19 protein-coding genes and 1 tRNA gene are annotated in these 20,109 nt (G+C 69.9%); 16 read left to right on the top strand and 4 right to left on the bottom strand.

Annotated features, from left to right (window positions below):
• Positions 1-7: 7 nt before the first annotated feature.
• The 5 genes from plsX to ASD25_RS02715 all read left to right on the top strand — a co-directional run bounded on the left by plsX (position 8) and on the right by ASD25_RS02715 (position 3,004).
• Positions 8-1,084: a phosphate acyltransferase PlsX gene (plsX, locus tag ASD25_RS02735; protein WP_156376927.1), complete on the top strand. Its 1,077-nt coding sequence runs from the start codon at positions 8-10 to the stop codon at positions 1,082-1,084.
• A complete protein-coding gene (locus ASD25_RS02730; protein WP_055828976.1) occupies positions 1,081-2,058 on the top strand; it encodes a beta-ketoacyl-ACP synthase III in 978 nt (325 codons plus the stop codon). The genes plsX and ASD25_RS02730 overlap by 4 nt, the downstream gene beginning before the upstream one ends.
• Before the next feature lie 75 nt (positions 2,059-2,133).
• A complete protein-coding gene (locus tag ASD25_RS02725; protein WP_055828963.1) occupies positions 2,134-2,442 on the top strand; it encodes an integration host factor subunit alpha in 309 nt (102 codons plus the stop codon).
• A gap of 5 nt (positions 2,443-2,447) precedes the next feature.
• Positions 2,448-2,873 (top strand): MerR family transcriptional regulator, encoded by a 426-nt coding sequence (locus ASD25_RS02720; RefSeq protein WP_055828960.1) that lies wholly within the window; start codon positions 2,448-2,450, stop codon positions 2,871-2,873.
• Between the two features lie 54 nt (positions 2,874-2,927).
• Positions 2,928-3,004: transfer RNA gene (locus tag ASD25_RS02715), tRNA-Pro, on the top strand.
• A gap of 65 nt (positions 3,005-3,069) precedes the next feature.
• On the opposite strand, the gene ASD25_RS02710 is transcribed toward ASD25_RS02715, so the two are convergent.
• Both ASD25_RS02710 and ASD25_RS02705 read right to left on the bottom strand, forming a co-directional pair.
• A complete protein-coding gene (locus ASD25_RS02710; RefSeq protein WP_055828958.1) occupies positions 3,070-3,276 on the bottom strand; it encodes a DUF2842 domain-containing protein in 207 nt (68 codons plus the stop codon).
• A 2-nt stretch (positions 3,277-3,278) separates the two neighbouring features.
• Entirely contained in the window at positions 3,279-3,530 is a 252-nt protein-coding gene (locus ASD25_RS02705) for a hypothetical protein (RefSeq protein ID WP_055828955.1), read from the bottom strand.
• A gap of 134 nt (positions 3,531-3,664) precedes the next feature.
• Here ASD25_RS02705 and ASD25_RS02700 point away from each other — a divergent pair, with 134 nt between their 5' ends.
• Positions 3,665-4,732: a COX15/CtaA family protein gene (locus tag ASD25_RS02700; RefSeq protein WP_055828950.1), complete on the top strand. Its 1,068-nt coding sequence runs from the start codon at positions 3,665-3,667 to the stop codon at positions 4,730-4,732.
• Here ASD25_RS02700 and ASD25_RS02695 read toward each other — a convergent pair.
• Both ASD25_RS02695 and ASD25_RS02690 read right to left on the bottom strand, forming a co-directional pair.
• Complete coding sequence (locus ASD25_RS02695; RefSeq protein ID WP_055828949.1) at positions 4,701-6,113, bottom strand: alkaline phosphatase PhoX; 1,413 nt, start codon at positions 6,111-6,113, stop codon at positions 4,701-4,703. The two genes, ASD25_RS02700 and ASD25_RS02695, sit on opposite strands and share 32 nt — an antisense overlap.
• Before the next feature lie 817 nt (positions 6,114-6,930).
• On the bottom strand, positions 6,931-8,520 hold the full coding sequence (locus ASD25_RS02690) for a helicase HerA-like domain-containing protein (protein WP_056614946.1): 1,590 nt from the start codon (positions 8,518-8,520) through the stop codon (positions 6,931-6,933).
• A 63-nt stretch (positions 8,521-8,583) separates the two neighbouring features.
• Here ASD25_RS02690 and ASD25_RS02685 point away from each other — a divergent pair, with 63 nt between their 5' ends.
• The 10 genes from ASD25_RS02685 (at position 8,584) to ASD25_RS02640 (ending at position 20,092) form a co-directional block, all read left to right on the top strand.
• Complete coding sequence (locus ASD25_RS02685; protein WP_327019535.1) at positions 8,584-9,756, top strand: AI-2E family transporter; 1,173 nt, start codon at positions 8,584-8,586, stop codon at positions 9,754-9,756.
• A gap of 320 nt (positions 9,757-10,076) precedes the next feature.
• Positions 10,077-10,916 (top strand): outer membrane protein, encoded by an 840-nt coding sequence (locus tag ASD25_RS02680; protein ID WP_055826417.1) that lies wholly within the window; start codon positions 10,077-10,079, stop codon positions 10,914-10,916.
• A 199-nt stretch (positions 10,917-11,115) separates the two neighbouring features.
• Positions 11,116-15,981: an NAD-glutamate dehydrogenase gene (locus ASD25_RS02675; protein WP_055826424.1), complete on the top strand. Its 4,866-nt coding sequence runs from the start codon at positions 11,116-11,118 to the stop codon at positions 15,979-15,981.
• A 104-nt stretch (positions 15,982-16,085) separates the two neighbouring features.
• On the top strand, positions 16,086-16,556 hold the full coding sequence (locus tag ASD25_RS02670; protein WP_055826427.1) for a universal stress protein: 471 nt from the start codon (positions 16,086-16,088) through the stop codon (positions 16,554-16,556).
• Positions 16,557-16,752: 196 nt separating this feature from the next.
• Positions 16,753-17,307: a NifU family protein gene (locus ASD25_RS02665; protein ID WP_055826430.1), complete on the top strand. Its 555-nt coding sequence runs from the start codon at positions 16,753-16,755 to the stop codon at positions 17,305-17,307.
• Positions 17,308-17,411: 104 nt separating this feature from the next.
• Complete coding sequence (locus ASD25_RS02660) at positions 17,412-18,011, top strand: helix-turn-helix transcriptional regulator (protein WP_055826433.1); 600 nt, start codon at positions 17,412-17,414, stop codon at positions 18,009-18,011.
• Positions 18,012-18,081: 70 nt separating this feature from the next.
• Entirely contained in the window at positions 18,082-18,471 is a 390-nt protein-coding gene (locus tag ASD25_RS02655) for a helix-turn-helix domain-containing protein (protein ID WP_055826436.1), read from the top strand.
• Positions 18,472-18,493: 22 nt separating this feature from the next.
• Positions 18,494-19,162 (top strand): tRNA (adenosine(37)-N6)-threonylcarbamoyltransferase complex dimerization subunit type 1 TsaB, encoded by a 669-nt coding sequence (gene tsaB / locus ASD25_RS02650; RefSeq protein ID WP_055826439.1) that lies wholly within the window; start codon positions 18,494-18,496, stop codon positions 19,160-19,162.
• The gene (locus ASD25_RS02645; protein WP_055826442.1) at positions 19,159-19,584 is read left to right on the top strand and encodes a GNAT family N-acetyltransferase; all 426 of its coding nucleotides are present in this window, start codon (positions 19,159-19,161) and stop codon (positions 19,582-19,584) included. Before tsaB ends, ASD25_RS02645 begins: the two co-directional genes overlap by 4 nt.
• Positions 19,585-19,612: 28 nt before the next feature.
• Positions 19,613-20,092 carry a Fur family transcriptional regulator gene (locus tag ASD25_RS02640; protein ID WP_055826445.1) on the top strand — a complete coding sequence of 160 codons (480 nt, stop codon included), beginning with the start codon at positions 19,613-19,615 and terminating at the stop codon, positions 20,090-20,092.
• Positions 20,093-20,109 lie beyond the last annotated feature (17 nt).

The raw sequence follows: 20,109 nt of genomic DNA, 5'->3' as shown, positions 1-20,109 counted from the left end.
AAACGGCTTGTCATCCCCGATCCTGATTTCGCTCGACGCCATGGGCGGGGACCACGGTCCATCGGTCGTGGTCGGCGGCGTCCGCGACTACCGCAAACGCCACGGCGGCGAGGGCGTGCGTTTTCTGCTGCATGGCGACGAGACGGCGATCCGGGCCGAGATGGCCCGATGCGCGCTGACGGAAGACGTCTGCGTCGTCCGCCACACCGACAAGGTCGTGGCCATGGACGAAAAGCCCGCCCAGGCCATGCGCCGCGGCAAGGGCTCCAGCCTGTGGAACGCCATCGAGGCGGTGAAGCTGGGCGAGGCGGGCGCCGTCGTATCGGCCGGCAACACCGGCGCCCTGATGGCCATTTCCAAGCTGCTGCTCAGGATGTCGGCGCCCGGCCTGGAGAGGCCGGCCATCGTGGCCGGCTGGCCGACGCCGCGAGGCGTCACGGCCGTGCTCGACGTCGGCGCCAATGTCGAGAGCGACGCGGCCCAGCTGGTCGAGTTCGCCATCATGGGCGAGGCCTTCATGACCGCCGTCCACAGGATCACGAAGCCGACCATCGGCATCCTGAATGTCGGCTCCGAGGACATGAAGGGCCACGAGGAGGTGCGCGAGGCGGCGCGTCTGCTGCGTGAGGGCGGCTTCGGACTGGACTATTTCGGTTTCGTCGAGGGCACGGACATCGCCAAGGGCACGGTGGATGTGATCGTGACCGACGGCTTCACCGGCAATATCGCGCTGAAGACGGCCGAAGGGGTGGCCAAATTCATCGCGGGGCTGATGAAGGAAGCACTGAGCTCAAGCCTGACGTCAAAGGCCGGCGCGCTGCTGGCGATGCCGGCGTTGAAGCGTATGAGCCGGAAGATCGACCCCAACGCCAACAACGGCGGGCCTCTGCTGGGCCTCAACGGGATTGTCGTGAAAAGCCACGGCGGGGCGACGGCGGGCGGCTTCGGCGCCGCTATCCGGGTGGCGGTCGAACTGGGCCGCAGCGACTATCTGACCAAGGTCAGCGCGAGCTTCAACCGGCTGACCGCCGTCATGGAACAGCCGTCCGAGCCCGCGGAACCGGCCATGGAGACTCCCCAGTGAGCGTCATTCGCAGCGCCGTGACCGGCGTCGGCTCATTCCTGCCGGAACAGGTCGTGACCAACGCGGACCTGGCGAAGATCGTCGATACTTCCGATGAATGGATTCAGGAGCGGACAGGCATTCGTCAGCGACACAAGGCCCGCGACGACCAGCCGACCAGCGACCTCGCGGTCGAGGCGGCGAAGAGAGCTCTGATCGACGCCGGCCGGACGGCTGCGGAGATCGACCTGATCATCGTCGCCACGACCACCCCCGACATGACCTTCCCGTCGGTCGCCTCGATCGTGCAGCGCAAGATCGGCGCCCCGACCTGCATCGCCTTCGACGTCCAGGCCGTGTGTTCAGGCTTCGTCTACGCTCTGAGCGTGGCGGACGGCTTCGTCGCCCGGGGCCTGGCGAAATGCGCCCTGGTGATCGGCGCCGAGGAAATGACCCGGCTGATGGACTGGACCGACCGCTCGACCTGCGTGCTGTTCGGCGACGGCGCCGGCGCGGTCGTCGTCGAGCCGCGCGAGGGGCAGGGGACCAAGGAGGACCAGGGTCTGCTCGGCTTCGCCCTGCGTTGCGACGGCACCAAGACCGACCTGCTGTACGTCGACGGCGGCCCGGCGACCACGGGGACGGTCGGGCACCTGCGGATGGCGGGAAACCAGGTCTTCCGGCACGCCGTGGTCAATATCGCCGAGGCCATCACCGCCGCCTGCGCCGCATCGAACATCGAGATCGCTGACGTCGACTGGTTCGTGCCCCACCAGGCCAATCAGCGCATCATCAAGGGCGTGGGCGACCGGCTGGGGCTGGATGAGAACAAGGTGATCTCGACCGTCGCCATGCACGCCAACACCTCGGCCGCCTCCATCCCGCTGGCTCTCGACGCCGCCATTCGCGACGGCCGCATCAAGCGCGGCGATCTGGTCCTGCTGGAGGCCATGGGCGGCGGTCTGACCTGGGGCGCCTGCGCGTTTCGTCTGTAGGGCGTATTTCCGGCTTTCCATTTGACGACGCTTGCCCTTTTATGTCGCCGACCGACCTTTGGAGGGGAGCGGACCTTGGCCGAACACCAGACCCTGACACGCGCGGACCTGTGTGAAGCGGTGCATGAGGAGGTCGGCCTGTCCCGACAGGAATGCTCGTCGCTGGTCGAGCGCACGCTCGAGCTGATCATCGAGTCGCTCGAACGCGGCGAAACCGTCAAGCTGTCGGGCTTCGGTGTCTTCCAGGTGCGCGAGAAGCGCGCCCGGATGGGGCGCAATCCGAAGACGGGCCAGCCCGCCGCAATCCATCCGCGCCGCGTGATCAGCTTCCGCGCCTCGCAGATCATGAAGGGCCGGGTTCACGACGCCGTCGTGAACGCCTGACGCCCGTGGCCAAGAGCCCGAACGCCTTCCGGACGATTTCAGAAGCCTCCGACGAGGTCGGCGCGCCCCAGCATGTGCTGCGCTTCTGGGAGACGAAATTCGTGTTCCTGACGCCGCTGAAGCGAGCGGGCGGGCGGCGGTTCTATCGCCCGCAGGACATCGTCGTGCTCAAGGCCGTCAAACGGCTGCTGCATGAGGAAGGCCTGACCATCAAGGGCGTGCAGCGGCTGCACAAGGAGCAGGGGCTCAAGCGCCTCGCCCATTACGGCGACCCCGAGGGAACGGTGACCTTCGAGCCCGAGGGCGCCGCGCCGGCCGGGGATTCCGCGCCTGTCGCGAGCGCGCCGTCGACCATCCGCCTGCGTCAGGTGCTGGCCGAACTGGAGGGCGCGCGGGCCCGGCTGGAAGCGGTGCTGTCGAGAAGCGCCTGAGGGCTGCTTTTTCGGTTTGCGGCGCCGCCAACCCCGTCTATAGGGAGCGCCTCTCGGAGCGTGGCGCAGCCTGGTAGCGCACTTGACTGGGGGTCAAGGGGTCGCAGGTTCGAATCCTGTCGCTCCGACCATTTTCCTTGCGAAAATCGGTTGGTTGAAGGGGTCGTCTCAGGACGGCCCCTTTGCAATTGGGCCGTCACTTCTTTCCGGAACCGCCTTCGGCCCAGCGGAACAGCGGGTAGAGGGGCACGCCCCAGCCGATGCCGGCGACGGCGTAGACCAGCAGGTCGATCAGGGGCGACGGCGGCAGCAGGCCCCGGATCGCGATCGCGCCCCAGATCCAGACGACGAGAAAGGCGACCACGCCCAGCATGGCGACGAAGCGGCGTGTCCGCGGACTCATGGTCAGCGCTTGCTCCGGAACAGGAAGAAGCCGCCGAGGGCCAGGGCCGAGGCGGTAAGGGACCAGACGACCCAGTCCCACTCGTCCATGGTGCCGATGGCGAAGACGCGGATGGCCAGGAACCAGCCGGCGACGGCGGCGACGCCGGAGACCAGCGAGGTGGCGAACAGGCCGCGGCGGCCGGTGACCAGGTCGGCCAGCCAGGCCAGGGCGAAGGCGCCCACAACGGCGATGGCGATGTCGGCGTACTGCAACGGCCTCTCCTGACTTGCGGCGATGCGACGCCGAAAAGCGACTCGATCTCGCCGCGCCGGGCGGGCATACCGCTCAATCCGGCGTCGGACCAGTGACGCGCCGGCACTGTAACGGTCGGGACGGCGGGCGTCGAATGAAGCGTTTCATCGGGGGCGATCAGAGCCGGGCCGTCGCCATCTGGCTGTTCATCTGCGCCGTGCTGGTGTTCGCCATGGTGGTGGTCGGCGGCGTGACCCGCCTGACCGGCTCGGGCCTGTCGATCACCGAGTGGAAGCCGATCATGGGGGCGCTACCGCCGATGAACGCGGCGGACTGGAACGCGGCCTTCGAGAAATATCGCGCCATCCCGCAATACGCCCAGGTCAACGCCGGCATGAGCATGGGCGAGTTCCAGGGGATCTTCTGGTGGGAGTGGGCGCATCGGTTGCTGGGGCGGCTGATCGGGGCCGTCTTCTTCCTGCCGTTCGTCGTGTTTCTGCTGCTGCGCAAGCTTCCGCGCCGGCTGATCGGGCGCTGCGCCGTGCTGCTGGCGCTGGGCGGGCTGCAGGGGTTCATCGGCTGGTGGATGGTGTCCAGCGGCCTGTCGGAACGGGTCGATGTGGCGCCCGAGCGGCTGGCGACGCACCTGGGGCTGGCGCTGCTGATCTTCATGGGCCTGATCTGGACGGGGCTGGAGGCCTGGAACGGCGAGTCGCATTCGCGCGCGCCCCAAGGGTGGAGCCGGGGCGCGGCGATCCTGCTGGGCGCGGTCTTCGTGCAGTGCCTGCTGGGCGGGCTGGTGGCGGGGGCCAAGGCGGGGTTCGTCTACACCGACTGGCCGATGATGAACGGGGCGGTGCTGCCGCCGGTGGACTGGGGCAGGGGCGCGCTGGCGGTCCTGCACGACCAGGCGCTGGTTCAGTTCAATCACCGGGTCTGGGCCTATGCGTTGCTGCTGGGAGGCACGGTCTATGCGGTGCAGGCGTGGCGCTGGCGGCTGGCCGAGGGGCTGGGCGTTTCGGCCTTCGTGACAGCGGCCGTGCTGTGGCTGCAGGCGCTGCTGGGCGTGGTCACGCTGGTCCACGCCACGCCGCTGTGGCTGGGCGCGCTGCACCAGGCGGGGGCGGCGCTGGTGCTGACGGCGGCGACGGTGAACCTGTGGCTGGTCCGCAGATCGCAGGCGCGGCTGTTTACGTCCGGACCGAGGTCCAGGGGCCTCTGATCGCGAAGGTGATGCCCGGGTACTGGATGTTGACGAACAGCACCTGACCGTCCGGCGAGAACACGGCGCCGGCGAACTCGGAATTGCCGGTGAAGACGTTGCGGGCGATCGTGTAGAGCTTGCCGTCGGGAGTGACGCCCTTCACGTGGTTGCGGATCTCGTCCGAATAGTTGTCCTCGCAGACGACCAGATGGCCCCACGGCGCGACGCAGAGGTTGTCGCCCATGTTGATGGTCTTCTCGTCGGCGCTTTCGACGAACAGCTGGATCCGGCCCGGGCGCAGCCGCTCGCCGACCGAACCCTCGAAGCGCGAGGGGACATAGCGCAGGATCTGGCCGCGCTTGATCGGGCCGCCCGAGGTGGCGGTCAGATACAGTTCGTCGTCGCCCCAGAATACGCCTTCGCCGCGCGACACCAGGGTGGCGCCGGCCGCGTGGCCGCGCCGGCGCAGGTCGTTGGCGGGGCTTTCGACGTCCTCGAGATCGATCCAGACGACCTCGCGCCAGTCGCCGACGGACCAGATGCGGGTCTCGTGGTTGGAGGAGTCCGATCCGCGGGCGTCGCGGAAGGCCATGGCCTGAAGGCGGCCGCCCTCGATCAGCTTGCCCGGGGTCTTCGGGATGAAGCGGTAGAACAGGCCGTCGACCTTGTCCTCGGTCAGATAGACGATCCCGGTGCGGGGATCGATGCAGACCGCCTCGTGGTCGAAACGGCCCATGGCCCTGAGCGGCACGGGGTCGGCGAGGCCGGTTCCGTCGGCGGGCACCTCGAAGACATAGCCGTGCGCCCTGGCGACATCGGCGTCGGCGGGCGTGGCCTCGGTCTCCTCGCAGGTCAGCCAGCTGCCCCAGGGCGTCTGGCCGCCGCAGCAGTTGGTGCTGGTGCCCGAGAGCGAGAGGAACTGGCGCACCGTGCGCCGGGTCTCGAGGTCATAGATCAGGGTGGTCGTGCCGCCGGGCAGGGGACGGCCGTCCTTGTACGTGTCATAGCCCCGGGCGGGGTCCAGCAGGCCCAGGCGTTCCTGATGGAAACCGCCGGGGCCGAGGTTGCGGTGGAGGCCGCTGGAACTGCCCAGTTCATGGTTGCGGACGAGGGCGATGCGCGGCCCGTCGAGGGGGAAGCAGCCCATGCCGTCGAACTGGCCGGGGACGAACAGGCCGTCGTCCATGGTGTCGCCGGCCTGGGAAATGACCTGGTAGGAGAAGCCTTCCGGGAGGTCGAGCAGGCGGTTGGGGTCGCGGATCAGCGGGCCGTAGCCGATGACCTCGTTGATATAGGTCTCTTCCGTCGCGGCGGCCTGGGCCTCGACGCTGCGGGCCAGGCCGGCGAAGGCGAAGGCCGCGGCAGAGCCGGCGATCAGATCACGACGATGGGGGCGCATGGAGACTCCGGAGTGTGGCGACGCTTATGACGGGGGCGGGCGTTGCGGTCATCATGGTTCTGTGACGCAGGCGTGCGTCTTCGCCGCTTCCGGAGAAACGGTTGGGGAGGTCGCGGAGCGCGGGCGGCTAGCCCGGAACCGATATGTGGCCCCCTGCTTTCGCGTTACGGGGACCGGACTGTGTTTTCGGCGTCGCCGCCTTCGCTCCGCGCGACCGGTTCACGCAAGCCGACGGGGGCGGGCTTCATCATGGCGGCCTGCGGGGCTTGTGGTGTTTTCCCACCCCGACCTTTTCGCCGCTTTCATCCCTGTCCGTCATACGCTCGCGACGGGCGGAAGGCGTCCAGGCCTCCCGGGCCCCGGGGTTTCGACCCCCCGGGCAGTCCGCCGACCCCACGCCCCCGATTATTCCACAAGCCGCAGGGTTCAAGCCGCGCAAGGGTCCGGGCGACGATTCCGGGACGACGGACGTTTCCCGCTCGTTCGCACCCCGCCGCACGTTGATGGCCCTGGCGCCAGACGCCCTCCCCCGCGACGGGATGCAGATATTATGGGCCCGCCGGGAKGSGGTGCTGACAATAGAGTTTGAGAAAAGCGGAAGCGATTGATCGGGCGGGATATTTTCCCGCCAACCCGACTATAGGTTCGTCCCACCTGATCCTTCTCCCGTTGGGAGACGGGGGCCCGGAGGGCCGGATGAGGGTTGGCCGGCGGAAGCGGCGAGCCGCCCTCCACAGGCGACCCTCGCCCTTTCGCGCAACCGATCGCTTCGCTCCCGGGCGCCCAAGCCCTCTCCCATCGGGAGAGGGGTAGCGGATCACCGCCGCTTCAGCCCGCCCAGCAGGCCGCGCAGCAGTTCCCGCGTCAGGGTCGAGCCCGCCGTCCTCAACACAGACTTGGTCGCCGCCTCGATCGGCGTCTCGCGGGTCGAGCGGCGGGGCGCGGCGCGGGGGCGGGCGGCCTCGCGGTCGTAGCGGGCCTGTTCGCGGGCCTGGACCTTGTCGCGGGCGACGGCGGCCTTTTCGGCCTCCTTCGCGGCGGCCGCCTCGGCCTTCGCCCGGGCCTCGGCCAGTTTCGCGTCGGCGACGGCCTGATCCTGTTCGCCGCGACGGACCGAGAGGATCTCCTCGGCGGATTCGCGGTCGACCATGGCGTCATACAGGCCGCGCACCGGACTGGCGGCCATGACGGCGGCGCGTTCGGCGTCGGTGGCGGGGCCCAGCCGGCTGTCGGGCGGGCGGATCATGGTACGGGCGACGACGTGGGGGGCGCCCTTTTCATCCAGGGTCGAGACCAGGGCCTCGCCGACGCCCAGCCCCTGGATGGCCTCGGCCGTGTCGAAGGCCGGATTGACGCGGAAGCTGTCCGACGCCGCCTTGAGGCCGCGCTGTTCGGCCGGGGTGTAGGCGCGSAGCGCATGCTGGATGCGGTTGCCGAGCTGGGCCAGGACGCTGTCGGGAATGTCGGCCGGGTTCTGGGTGACGAAATAGACGCCGACGCCCTTGGAGCGGATCAGKCGCACGACCTGYTCGACCTTTTCGCGCAGGGCGTCGGGCGTGTCGTTGAACAGCAGRTGGGCCTCGTCGAAGAAGAAGACGAGSCGCGGCTTSTCGGGGTCGCCGACCTCGGGCAGCTGTTCGAACAGYTCCGACAGCAGCCASAGCAGGAAGGCGGCGTAGAGGCGCGGGCTGGCCATCAGTTTCGTGGCGTCCAGCACATTGACCTGGCCGCGGCCGTCGAGGCCGGTGCGCATCATGTCCTCAAGCTTCAGGGCCGGCTCGCCGAAGAAGGCCTTGCCGCCCTGTTGCTCGAGCTGAAGGATGGCGCGCTGGATGGAGGCGATGGAGGCCGGGGCGACATTGCCGACCTCGCGGCCGATGCGCTCCGAATTCTCGCCGACATAGGCCAGCATGGCGCGCAGGTCGTCGAGGTCGAGCAGCAGCAGGCCTTCCGTGTCCGCGACGTGGAAGAGGACCGACAGCACCCCTTCCTGCACCTCGTTGAGGTTCAGCATCCGGGCCAGAAGCAGGGGACCGATCTCGCTGACGGTGGTGCGGATGGGGTGGCCCTTGAGGCCGTAGAGGTCCCAGAAGACGACCGGCGCGGCCTTCGGCTGGAGCGTCAGCCCCATTGACGCGGCGCGCGCCAGCAGTTTTTCGTTCGGCGAGCCCGGGACGCAGATTCCCGACAGGTCGCCCTTCACATCGGCGCAGAAGACGGGGACGCCGGCGTCCGAGAAACCCTGGGCCATGATCTGCAGGGTGACCGTCTTGCCGGTGCCGGTGGCGCCCGCGACCACGCCGTGGCGGTTGGCGCGGCCCAGCAGCAGGATCTCGGGCAGGCCGGCGCCGCTCGCCGTCCCCCCGTCCATGGATTGGCCGAGAAAAATGCCGGGGGCGTCGGTCATGGGGGACTCCAGAATGAGCCGCCACCCTGTCGCGGCGGGCCGCGGGCTTCAAGCGCCTTGTCGATGAAGATTGACCGGACGGGCGACGCCGCCGACGATGCGGGCATGAAACCCCCGATCGTCATGCCGAGCTCGTCCGTCGCGCGCAATGCGCTGGTGCTGATCGCCGTGGTGGCGGGCGGGGCGGCGCTCTACTGGCTGCGGGGCATACTGACGCCGCTGGCCATGGCCGTCTTCCTGATGATCATGATCGACGGCGTGAAGCGGACGATCGAGGACCGCACCCCCGTTCCCGGCCGCTGGGCCGGGGCAGCGGCCCTTCTGGTCGTCGTGCTGGGCTTCTTCGCCTCGATCGCCATCATCGTGAACGGCGCGACGGGCTTCTTCGACGAGGCGACCGGCATCACCAGCCGGATCGGGCCCCGGATCGACCAGATCCTGATCGACGGCGGGCGGCTGTTCGGAGTCACGGCGGCGCCGACGGCGGCCGATCTGCTGAGCCAGCTGGACGTGCGTGGCTATCTGGCCGGCGCGGCCAAACAGGCCCAGGGCGTCCTGTCCGGCTCGTTCTTCGTCATGGTCTATCTGGCCTTCCTGCTGGCGTCGCAGTCCGGGTTCCGGCGCAAGCTGGTCGGCCTGTTCCCCGGGCGCGAGTCCCGGTCCGAGGCGCTGGAAGTGTTCCAGAGGGTGCGCGGCGGGGTCGAGGGCTATCTGTGGGTCCAGACCGTGACCGGGGCCATGATCTGCGCCGCCGCCTGGCTGCTGATGCGGGCGGTGGGCCTGCAGAACGCCGAGTTCTGGACCTTCGTCATCTTCATCGTCGGCTTCATCCCGGTGCTGGGCGGGGCGGTCGCGGGTCTGGCTCCGCCGCTGTTCGCCCTGGTGCAGTTCGAGAGCTACTGGCCCGCGGCGGTTCTGCTGGTCGGGCTTCAGGCCATACTGTTCATCAGCGGCAACATGATCCAGCCGCGCATGCAGGGCGACAACCAGAACATCGATCCCGTGGTGGTGCTGTTGTCGCTGGCCCTGTGGGGGCAGCTGTGGGGCGTGGTCGGCATGTTCCTGTCGACGCCGCTGGCGGTCATGGCCATGGCCATCCTGGCCGAGTTCAAGGGCTCGCGCTGGATGGCCATCCTGATGTCGGGCGATGGCGAACCGTATGCCGACGACGACGAACCGCGGCCCGTGCGGAACCGGCCGAACCGCGTCAACCCGCCGCAGGGCGCGGCCGATTGAGGGCGTTTCACCGCCCTTGATTGGTCACAACCGGCGCCTATCTCATCCCTGTCGCCGCGGCCCCTCCCCTCCCCCCAAGCCGCGGTGGACAGATCGGCGCCAACCCTCCCCCTCCCGGGCGCCGATCCCAAGCAGGCCGCCGGACGCAAGTTCGGCGGCCTTGTCTTTTCCGGGATCCCCGCCGCGACATCTGAGCAACAGGCCGGCCGGTTCGATGCTGCAACCGCGAAGGCGGGGGAACGGCGCCGCGAGCGCCCCGTTAGCGGCGGCGGAAGGGCGAAGCGCGGACGGTCCGCGAACAGCTCGAAGGATACCTCCTCATGTACAAGACTCTCTCCGCCGCGTCCCTGGCGGTTCTGCTGGCCGGCGTCGCGGCGCCCGCCCTGGCCCAGTCCGCCCCCGACTGGAGCGGCCCCTACATCGGCGTCTACGGCGGCGTGGCCGAGAACAACGAGGACGCCGGCGAGGGCCTGGTGTTCGACCGCGACCTCGACGGCCAGTTCGACGACACCGTCGTCCTGAACGGCACGACCACCAACGCCTTCACCCCCGGCTCCTGCGACGGCGCCGCCACGGCCCAGGCCGTCGGCAACGGCTGCGACATCGATCCGACCGGCGTCGAAGGTTCGATCCGCGCCGGCTACGACATGCAGTTCGGCCCGATCGTCGTCGGCCTCGTCGGCGAGCTGAGCGCTGTCGACCTGGAGGACTCGGTCACCTCGTTCAGCAGCACCCCGGCCGCCTATGTCTTCACCCGCCAGGTGGAGCAGATGGCCGCCCTGCGGGCCCGCATCGGCTTCCCGGTCGGCCCGGCGCTGTTCTATGCGACCGCCGGCGCGGCCAAGGCGAAGGTGGAGAACAGCTTCCGCACCACCAACACGGCCAACAGCTTCACCGAGACGGTCAACGAGAACGACGCCGACGGCTATCAGCTGGGCGGCGGCGTCGAGTGGAAACTGGCCCCGAACCTGTCGCTGACGGGCGAGTACCTCTATTCCAACCTGCAGCCCGGCGACTATGTCGTCCGCGCCGGACCGGGGACGGCTCCGGCCACCAATCCCTTCATCCTGGCGCCCAATACGGTCGGGACGGACATCACGCGCAGCAACGACGGCCTTGAGCTGCACGCGCTCCGCGTCGGCATGAACGTCCGCTTCTAGGTCCTTCCAGGGATCGACGGTCGGCGACGCCGGCTCCGGAAACGGGGCCGGCGTCGTTGTTTTTGGGGGTTCCCGAGACGCGCCGGCTGGCCTAGTCAGGCGGCCGTCGGACAGCGCGCTTGCCCCTGCGGCGAAGCGGCCTAGTCTGGCGTTCCCTCCGGCGGCCGATGCAGAGGCCGCGCCTGCAAGAGACCTGCCCATGTCCGGCGAACTGGCTGCCAAGCTCCCTCAGGCGATCACCCTGGAGGACCTGGAGGCCGGCTTTGCGAGCGCCCTCGGCGGGGCCCCGGGCCCGGAGGCCAGATCCTATCTGCTGCAGGCGTGGGACGACTACGCCGCCGACGAGGCGCCCGAACTGGGCGGCGCCGATCTGGCGGCCCTGCTGGCCTCGGTCTGGCGCTCGGCGGACGGTCGCAAGGCGGGGGACACCGCGCGCATAACGCTCGGGCCGCTCACGGGCGCCGACGGCCGGCCGACCGGCTATGACAGCCTGGTCATCGTCCAGGAGGACCGGCCCTTCCTCGTCGACAGCGTCATGGGCGAACTGGCGGACGCCGGGGTCACCGTGCGGTCGATGTACCATCCGATCGTCGAGCGCGACGGCGGGCGGGTCTCGCTGATCGTCGTGGTCATCGATCCCCTGCCCCAGGAGCGGCGCGACGCCCTCGGCGAAGGTCTCGCCACGACCATGGGCGACGTGCGCAGCGCCGTGGCCGACCATGCGGCGATGAACGCCCTGATGGCGCGCTCGATCGCCCATCTGGAAACCTCGCCCCCCGGCGTGGACGCCGAGGTCCTGGCCGAACACCTGTTGTTCCTGCAGTGGCTGCAGGCCGACCATTTCGTCTTCCTCGGCGCGCGCGACTACGACTATCCGCGCAACAAGGACGGCGGCTATGAGGCCGAGGCGCCGCTGTCGCAATCGGGCGCCGGCCTGGGCGTGCTGGCCGATCCCGCCCGGACGGTGCTGCGCCGCGCCAACGAGCCGGCGGTGCTGACGAAATCGATGAAGAAGCAGCTGGACCTGTCCGAGCCGGTCACCGTGGCCAAGGCCAACGTCCGGTCGCGGGTGCATCGGCGGGCCTATATGGACTATATCGGGGTCAAGCGGTTCGGGCCGGACGGGCGGCCGTCGGGCGAGACCCGCTTCGTCGGCCTGTTCACCGCCGAAGCCTATGACAAGACCGCGACCCAGGTGCCGCTGGTCCGCCGCAAGGTCGCCAACGCCCTGAAGCGGGCGGACAAGACGCCGGGCAGCCATAGCGAGAAGCGGCTCCGGAACATCCTCGAGAACTATCCCCGCGACGAACTCTTCCAGGTCACCGAAAACGAACTGCTGGAGATCGCGCTGGGCATATTGCACCTGCACGACCGGCCGCGGATCAAGACCTTCACCCGCAAGGACCCGTTCGACCGCTTCGTCTCCATCCTGGCCTTCATCCCGCGCGAACGTTTCGATGCTTCGGTCCGTGAACGGATCGGCAAGATCCTCGCGGACGCCTGGGGCGGCCGCTTGTCGGCCTGGTATCCGCAGCTGTCGGATCAGCCGCTGGTCCGGATTCACTATATAATCGGGGTCACGCCCGGCGACCATCCGTGCCCGGATCAAGCCGAACTGGACGCCCGGGTGGCCGAGGCCGGCCGCAGCTGGGTCGACCGTTTCGAGAGCGCCCTGCGCCAGGCCGATGTCGACGACGTCGCCGTCGGCCCCCTGAGCGCGCGCTGGGCCGAAGCCTTCGGCGCCGGCTATCGCGACCGCTATGACGCCGATGAAGCCGTGCGCGATCTTCAGGCGGTCGACGGACTGAACCGGTCGGGACAGATCGGCTCGGGCGATCCCGTGTCCGTGCGCGCCTTCCGCACGCCGGCGGACGGCCCGCTGAATTTCCGCTTCAAGCTCTATCGCCGCGGCTCGGCGGTGCCGTTGTCGGACGTGCTGCCGATCCTGGCCGACATGGGCCTGAAGACGCTGGAAGAGTGGGGCCACGCCCTGCATCCGTCGGGCGACGCCGATATCCATGTGCACGAATTCCTGCTGGAGGACCCGCGCGGCGGCGATCTGAAGTTCGAGGATGTGAAGGGCCCGTTCGAGGCCGCCTTCTCCGCCGTCTGGACCGGCCTGACCGAGAGCGACGGCTTCAACCGTCTGGTGCTGGAGCTGGGAGTCGACTGGCGCGAGGCGGCGCTGGTGCGCACCCTCGCCCGCTATCGTCAACAGACCGGGCTCGACCCCTCGCAGGCGGTGCAGGAAGAGGCGCTGCGCGACTATCCGGCCGTGGCGCGGGCCATTCTCGCGCTGTTCGAGGCGAAGTTCGACCCGGCGAAGGGCGGCGACGCCGCCAGCCGTGAGGCCGGGGTCGCAAAGGGGGTCGAACAGATCAACGCCCTGCTGCAGGACGTGAAGAGCCTGGACCACGACCGCGCCCTGCGGCGCCTGGCCCTGCTGGTCGAGGCGATCAAGCGGACCAACTACTATCAGACCGGCCCGGACGGCCGCCCGAAGCCGCATATCTCGATCAAGATCGCCTCGCGCGAACTGGCCGACCTGCCCCTGCCCAAACCCTTCCGCGAAATCTTCGTCTGGGCGCCGCATGTCGAGGGCGTGCACCTGCGCTTCGGACCCGTGGCGCGGGGCGGCCTGCGCTGGTCCGACCGCCGCGACGACTTCCGCACCGAGGTGCTGGGCCTGGTCAAGGCGCAGCAAGTCAAGAACGCGGTCATCGTGCCGGTCGGCTCAAAGGGCGGCTTCTTCCCCAAACATCTGGCGGCCATCGTGCGCGCCGGGGGCGACCGCGACGCCCAGCAGGCCGAGGCCATCCGCGCCTACAAGACCTTCCTCTCGGGCCTGCTCGACATCACCGACAACATCGACCGGTCCGGCGCGGTGGTTGCGCCGCAGCAGGTCGTCCGGTTCGAGGGCGACGACCCCTATCTGGTGGTGGCCGCCGACAAGGGCACGGCGACCTTCTCGGACATCGCCAACGGCATATCCCGCGACTACGGCTTCTGGCTGGACGACGCCTTCGCCTCGGGCGGGTCCGTGGGCTACGACCACAAGGTCATGGGCATCACGGCCCGCGGCGCGTGGGAGGCGGTCAAGCGCCACTTCCGCGAGATGGGCAAGGACATCCAGACGGAGCCCTTCACCGTCGTCGGCGTCGGCGACATGAGCGGCGACGTGTTCGGCAACGGCATGCTGCTGTCGAAGGCCATCAGGCTGGTCGCCGCCTTCGATCACCGCGACATCTTCATCGATCCGAACCCGGATCCGGCGTCGAGCTGGATCGAACGGGACCGGATGTTCAAGGTCCCGCGCTCGTCCTGGCAGGACTACGACAAGAAGAAGATCTCGAAGGGCGGCGGGGTCTTCCCGCGCTCGGCCAAGTCGATTGAACTGAGCCCCGAGATCAAGGCGGCGCTGGATATCCAGGACGATGTGCTGGACCCGGCCGCCCTGATGAAGGCCATCCTCAAGGCCCCGGCGGAGCTGCTCTATTTCGGCGGCATCGGCACCTATGTGAAGGCGCCGCACGAGAGCGACGCCCAGGTCGGCGACAAGGCCAATGACGCCATCCGCATCGACGGCGCGGAGGTGCGCGCAAAGGTGATCGGCGAAGGCGCCAATCTGGGCCTGACCCAGGCCGGCCGCATCGCCTTTGCGAGAAGCGGCGGGCGGATCAACACCGACGCCATCGACAATTCGGCGGGCGTGGATTCCTCCGACCACGAGGTCAACATCAAGATCCTGACCGGGGCGGCCATCGCCTCGGGCGCGCTGAAGGCCGGCGAGCGCGACGCCCTGCTGGCCTCGATGACCGACGAGGTCGGGCTGAAGGTGCTGGTGCACAACTACGACCAGACCCTGGCCGTCTCGCTGCAGGAGGCGGAAGGGCCCGCCGCCCTCGATTCCCAGCAGCGTTTCATGCAGTGGCTGGGGTCCAAGGGTAAGCTGGACCGCAAGGTCGAGGGCCTGCCCGACGACGCGAAACTGGCCGAGATGAAGGCCGCGGGCCAGGCGCTGACCCGGCCCGAGCTGGCCGTGCTGACGGCCTATTCCAAGCTGGAGCTGTTCGACGACATCGTCGGTTCGACGGCGCCGGACGACGCCTTCTTCAAACGGACCCTGGTCCGCTATTTCCCGGCGCCGCTGGCCAGATACGAGGCCGACATGCAGCGGCACCGGCTGCGCCGCGAAATCGTCTCGACCATATTGTCGAACGAGATCGTCAACATGGCGGGCCCGACCTTCCCCGAGCGGCTGCGCCAGTCGGCGCGGTGCGACACGGGCGCCATGGTCGTCGCCTTCGAGGCCGCGCGTCAGATCTTCCGCCTCGACGAGGCCTGGGACGCGGTGTCGGCCCTGGATCTGAAAATCCCCGCCGAGGCCCAGACGGTGCTGTACCGCGAGATCGCGACCGTGCTGCGCCGCCAGACCTTCTGGCTGGCCCGCCGGGCGATGCGCAAGGGCTGCACCGTCGACCAGCTGATCGAGGCCTATCGCCCGGCGGCGGACGCCCTGCGCGCCGCCGGCGGCGCGGTGCTGTCGCGCTTCGAACAGGCCGGGCTGGAAAGCCGGGTCCAGACCTTCATAGGCCTGGGCGCGTCCGAGGCCATGGCGCGCGACTTCGCCATGCTGCGGCCGCTGGTGGCCACCGCCGACATCGGCGATCTGGCGCGCGAGGCCGGCTGGCCCGAGCCGGCCATGGCCATGCTGTACCACCAGGTCGGCGCGGCCTTCGACTTCGACCGGCTGCGCGCCGCGGCGGGCGCCGTGCCGTCGGCGGATCATTTCGACCGGCTGGCGGTTCGCCGCCTGATCGAGGATCTGATGGCCGAGCAGGTGCTGCTGACCCGCGCCGTGGCCAAGGCCTCGAAGGTCTCGGTCGGAGCCAGCGAGGCGGCGGCCGAGGCGGCCGTCGACGCCTGGATCGGGCCGCGTCAGGCGACGGTGGAAGGCGTGCGCGCCTCGGTCGACGAGATCGAGGCCTCGGGCTCGGGCTGGACCTTCGCCAAACTGACCATCGCCAACAGCGCCATTCGTGAGATAGCGTCGTCGGCAAGCTGACGAAGCCTTCTTGTCGGGCCGCGGTCAAAGGGCTCCGCCTTCTGACGGGCGCTTCGCGCATGCGTCCGGGTTCTGGTAGCGTCCGGGGCTGAGGGAGAGGGCCGATGCCGCGCAAGTTTCTGGTCGTGGTCGACGACAGCCCGGAGTTCGAGTCCGCCCTGCGCTATGCCGCGCGGCGGGCGCGTTCGACCGGCGGGCGGGTGGCCCTGCTGCGCGTGATACCGGCGGCGGCGTCGGACGCCCACTGGGCCGGGGTGCGCGAGGAGATCGAGCGTCAGACGCGGCTCGAGGCCGAGACCCTGCTGAACAAATGGGCCGACGAGGCGGCGGAGCGTTCCGGCGCCACGCCGGTGCTGCTGATCGAGCGGGGCGAGCCCCAGAACGCCATTCGCAAGGTCGTCGGCGAGGACGCCGAGATCAAGATCCTGGTCCTGGCCGCCGGCCACGGCGGGCGCGGGCCCGGGCCGCTGGTTTCGGCGGTGGTCAAACAGGGCGCCGCCTTCACGGGCCGCAAGCTGCCGGTGACCATCGTGCCGGGCGAACTGACCGAGAAGGACATCGAGGACCTGGCGTGACGTCGTCAGCCTCTCCCTCCCCTTCATGGGGAGGATGTCGGCGCGCAGCGCCGACAGGGTGGGGTGCGTCAGGTCAGCGCAAGACCGTGCGGCGGCTCCCCACCCGGCTTCGCCTTCGGCTCAGCCACCCGCCCCACAAGGGGGAGAGAGAAGCGCGGGTCTTGAACCGGCCGTCTCCACGGCGCATCTGAGCGCCATGTTCATCCAGACCGAACCGACCCCCAATCCGAACGTCCTGAAATTCCTTCCCGGCCGGGACGTCGCGAATTCGCCGACCGACTTCGTCAACGCGGAAGAGGCGGCCGCATCGCCGCTGGCCGAGGCCCTGTTCGGGCTCGAGGGCGTGACCGGCGTCTTCTTCGGCTACGACTATGTCTCGGTGACGCGGGACGCCCAGGGGCCCGGGTGGACGACGATGAAGGCCCCGATCCTGGCGGCCATCATGGACCATTTCGTCTCGGGCGCGCCGCTGCTGCGGGCCGTCGGCGGCGTGGAAGGCCCGTCCGGGGAGGACTCCGAGGTTGTGGCCGAGATCAAGCAGCTGCTCGACAGCCGGGTCCGTCCGGCGGTGGCCCAGGACGGGGGCGACATCCTGTTCGACGCCTTCGACGAGGAGACCGGCGTCCTGACGCTGCGCATGCGCGGCGCCTGCGCCGGCTGTCCGTCGTCGTCGGCGACGCTGAAGACCGGGGTCGAGCAGATGATGAAACACTACATCCCGGAAGTGACGCGCGTCGAACAGGTGATCTGACCTATTGGGGCGCTGACGCTCGCGGCGCGGTCGCTCGCTGCCTGAGCGCGGCCTGAAACGAATCCGTCCTCGCTTCCGCACCAAGACGGCGCCATCATTCCCCCATGCCCCGGTTCAAAAGCGATGACGACGCCCGGCGTCTCGGCGACGCCCTGGCGGCGCTGCGCCGCGAGGCCGGCCTGAGCCAGGCCGAGGCGGGGCGCCGCGCCGGCATGACCAGCCAGGGCTGGGGCCTGTACGAGGCGGGCAAACGCCCGGGCCTGTTCCGGCCCGACGTCCAGCGCCGCCTGACGAACGCCCTCGGGGCCACGGTCGAGGCCCTGGCCCTGGTGCAGGACAGGCCCGCGCCTGAAAAACCGGACCGGCCTTCGGCCGAGCCCGGCGTGGCGAACAGGGGCCGGGCCTTCACCGCCGCGCCCTCGCCCCCGCTCCCGGTCCGCAGGGTGCAGCTGTCCAATGACGATCTGGCTCCCTGGGCCGCCTCGGGCGTGGTGCTGGAGTATGAGCCGGGCCGGTGGCCGCGGCGGGACCAGGGTTGCGTCATCGAGATGGCGGACGGCGAGACGCGGGTCCGGCTGTATGACCGGGCCGACGCCGAGATCCTGATCGTGCGCGGCGGCCCCGGGGGGTTGGGGGCGGAGGAACGGATCGCGCGCGCGGACACCCGGGCGGTCTCCGCCGTCGTCGCGCGGCTGGAGCGGTGAATGAAACTTTTTGGTTGCGCCAGTTTCGTTTCCATGAAACCTTTCCGTGCAGAACGGGAGGCGAGCGGCCATGGCGAGGATCGGCGGACGGAACGACGTGGACGCCTATGTCGGCGCGCGCATCAGCCTGCGCCGCTCGGCCCTGGGCCTGTCTCAGAGCGCCCTGGCCCAACAACTGGGGATCAGTTTCCAGCAGGTGCAGAAATACGAGACGGGTCAGAACCGCATCTCCGCCTCGCGCCTGCACCGCGCCGCCACGGTGCTGGGGACGTCGGTGGACGCCTTCTTTCCGCCGGTCGAGACCGCCCAGGGCGCGGCCGACGACGGCTGGGCGGCGCTGCGCTTCATCACGGCGACGGCGGACGGGCGAGCCGTGGCGACCGGCTTTCCGATGATCGGGGATCGCGACGTTCGCAAGGCCGTGGCGCGCATCGTCCAGGCGCTGGCGCGGGAGCCCTGAGCGCGTCCCCGGGGGCGCCGGCATGAAGGTGCTGGTCGTCGATACGGCCCTGGGCCTGTGCACCGCGGGCGTGTTCGAGGTCGAGGGCGACGATGTGCGCCCGCTCGGCCTGCGGTCCGAGCCGATGGCCAAGGGGCATTCCGAACGGCTGGCGGGGTTCGCGCGCGACGCCATGGCGCAGGCCGGGCTGGCGTTCGACGCCCTCGACCGCATCGGGGTGACCGTGGGGCCGGGCTCGTTCACGGGTCTGCGCGTCGGCCTCGCCTTCGCCCAAGGCCTGGGGGCGGCGCTGGGCCGGTCCGTGGTCGGGCTGTCGAGCCTGGAGGCCCTGGCGGCGTCCGCTCCGTCCGGACCGGCGGCGGCCCTGATCGACGCGCGGCGGGGCCAGGTCTATACGCGGTTCGGGGCCGACGGGCCGGCCGAGGCCCTTTCGCTGGAGGCGGCGTCGGAGCGGATCGGCCGTCTGGCGCCCGGCGCCCGGCTGATCGGATCGGGCGCAGTCCTGTTCGCGGAGGCCTTCCCCACGCTGATCCAGACCCCGCTGGCGGGACCGGCGCCCGACGCCCTCGCCCGGCTGGCGGCGGCGGCGGATCCGGCGACGTCGCCGCCCCGGCCGCTGTATCTGCGCGCGCCCGACGCGACGCCGCCCAGCCGCCTGCCGGGTCAGGCCCGCCCCGCGCGGCCGTCGTGAGCGAGGTCGCCGCCCGCCTGGCCGCGCTGCACGCCGGGGCCTTCGACGCGCCCTGGGACGCGGCGGCCTTCGACAGCCTGCTGGGCCAGGCCGGGGTGCATCTGGCCGAGACGCCGGACGGTTTCATCCTGATGCGGACGGTCGCCGACGAGGCCGAGATCCTGACCCTGGCCGTTCGGCCCTCCGCCCGGCGGCGCGGCGTCGGCGCCGGGCTGGTCGGCCGGGGCGCGGCCGAGGCGGCGGCGCGCGGGGCGAGGCGGTTGTTCCTCGAAGTGGCCGAGGACAATGACGCGGCGCGCGCCCTCTACGCCCGCGCGGGCTTCGTCGAGGCCGGGCGGCGGCCGCGTTACTATGCCCGCGCCGACGGTTCGCGGGCGGACGCCCTGCTGCTGTCGTTCGACCTTGCCGCACGGCTTCCCTAAGTCGGGCCGCCCGCCTATCCTCCCGCGCATGGACCGGATCGAAAAACTCTGCGCCGAACGCGGCATGCGAATGACCGAACAGCGCCGCGTCATCGCGCGGGTGCTGTCGAGCGCCGAGGACCACCCGGACGTCGAGGAGCTTTACCGCCGCGCCTCGGCCATCGACCCCCATATCTCGATCGCCACCGTCTACCGCACCGTGCGCCTGTTCGAGGAGGCCGGGGTGGTCGAGAAGCACGACTTCGGCGATGGCCGCAGCCGCTATGAAGAGGCGGGCGACGATCACCACGACCATCTGATCGACACCCGCTCGGGCGAGGTGATCGAATTCTTCGACGCCGAGATCGAGCGGCTGAAGAGCGAGATCGCCGAACGGCTGGGCTATGAGCTGATCGGCCACAAGCTGGAGCTTTACGGCAAGCCGATCGAGGGGGCCGAGGCGGGCAAGCGCGAGGGCCTGATCTTCAAGCGCCACGCCGCGCGCGTCGATCCGGCGGACGTGGGCTGACGACGGACCCCGCCGGC

The sequence above is a fragment of the Brevundimonas sp. Root1423 genome (genome assembly GCF_001426805.1).
This window is presented reverse-complemented; position numbering and strand designations above follow the sequence as displayed.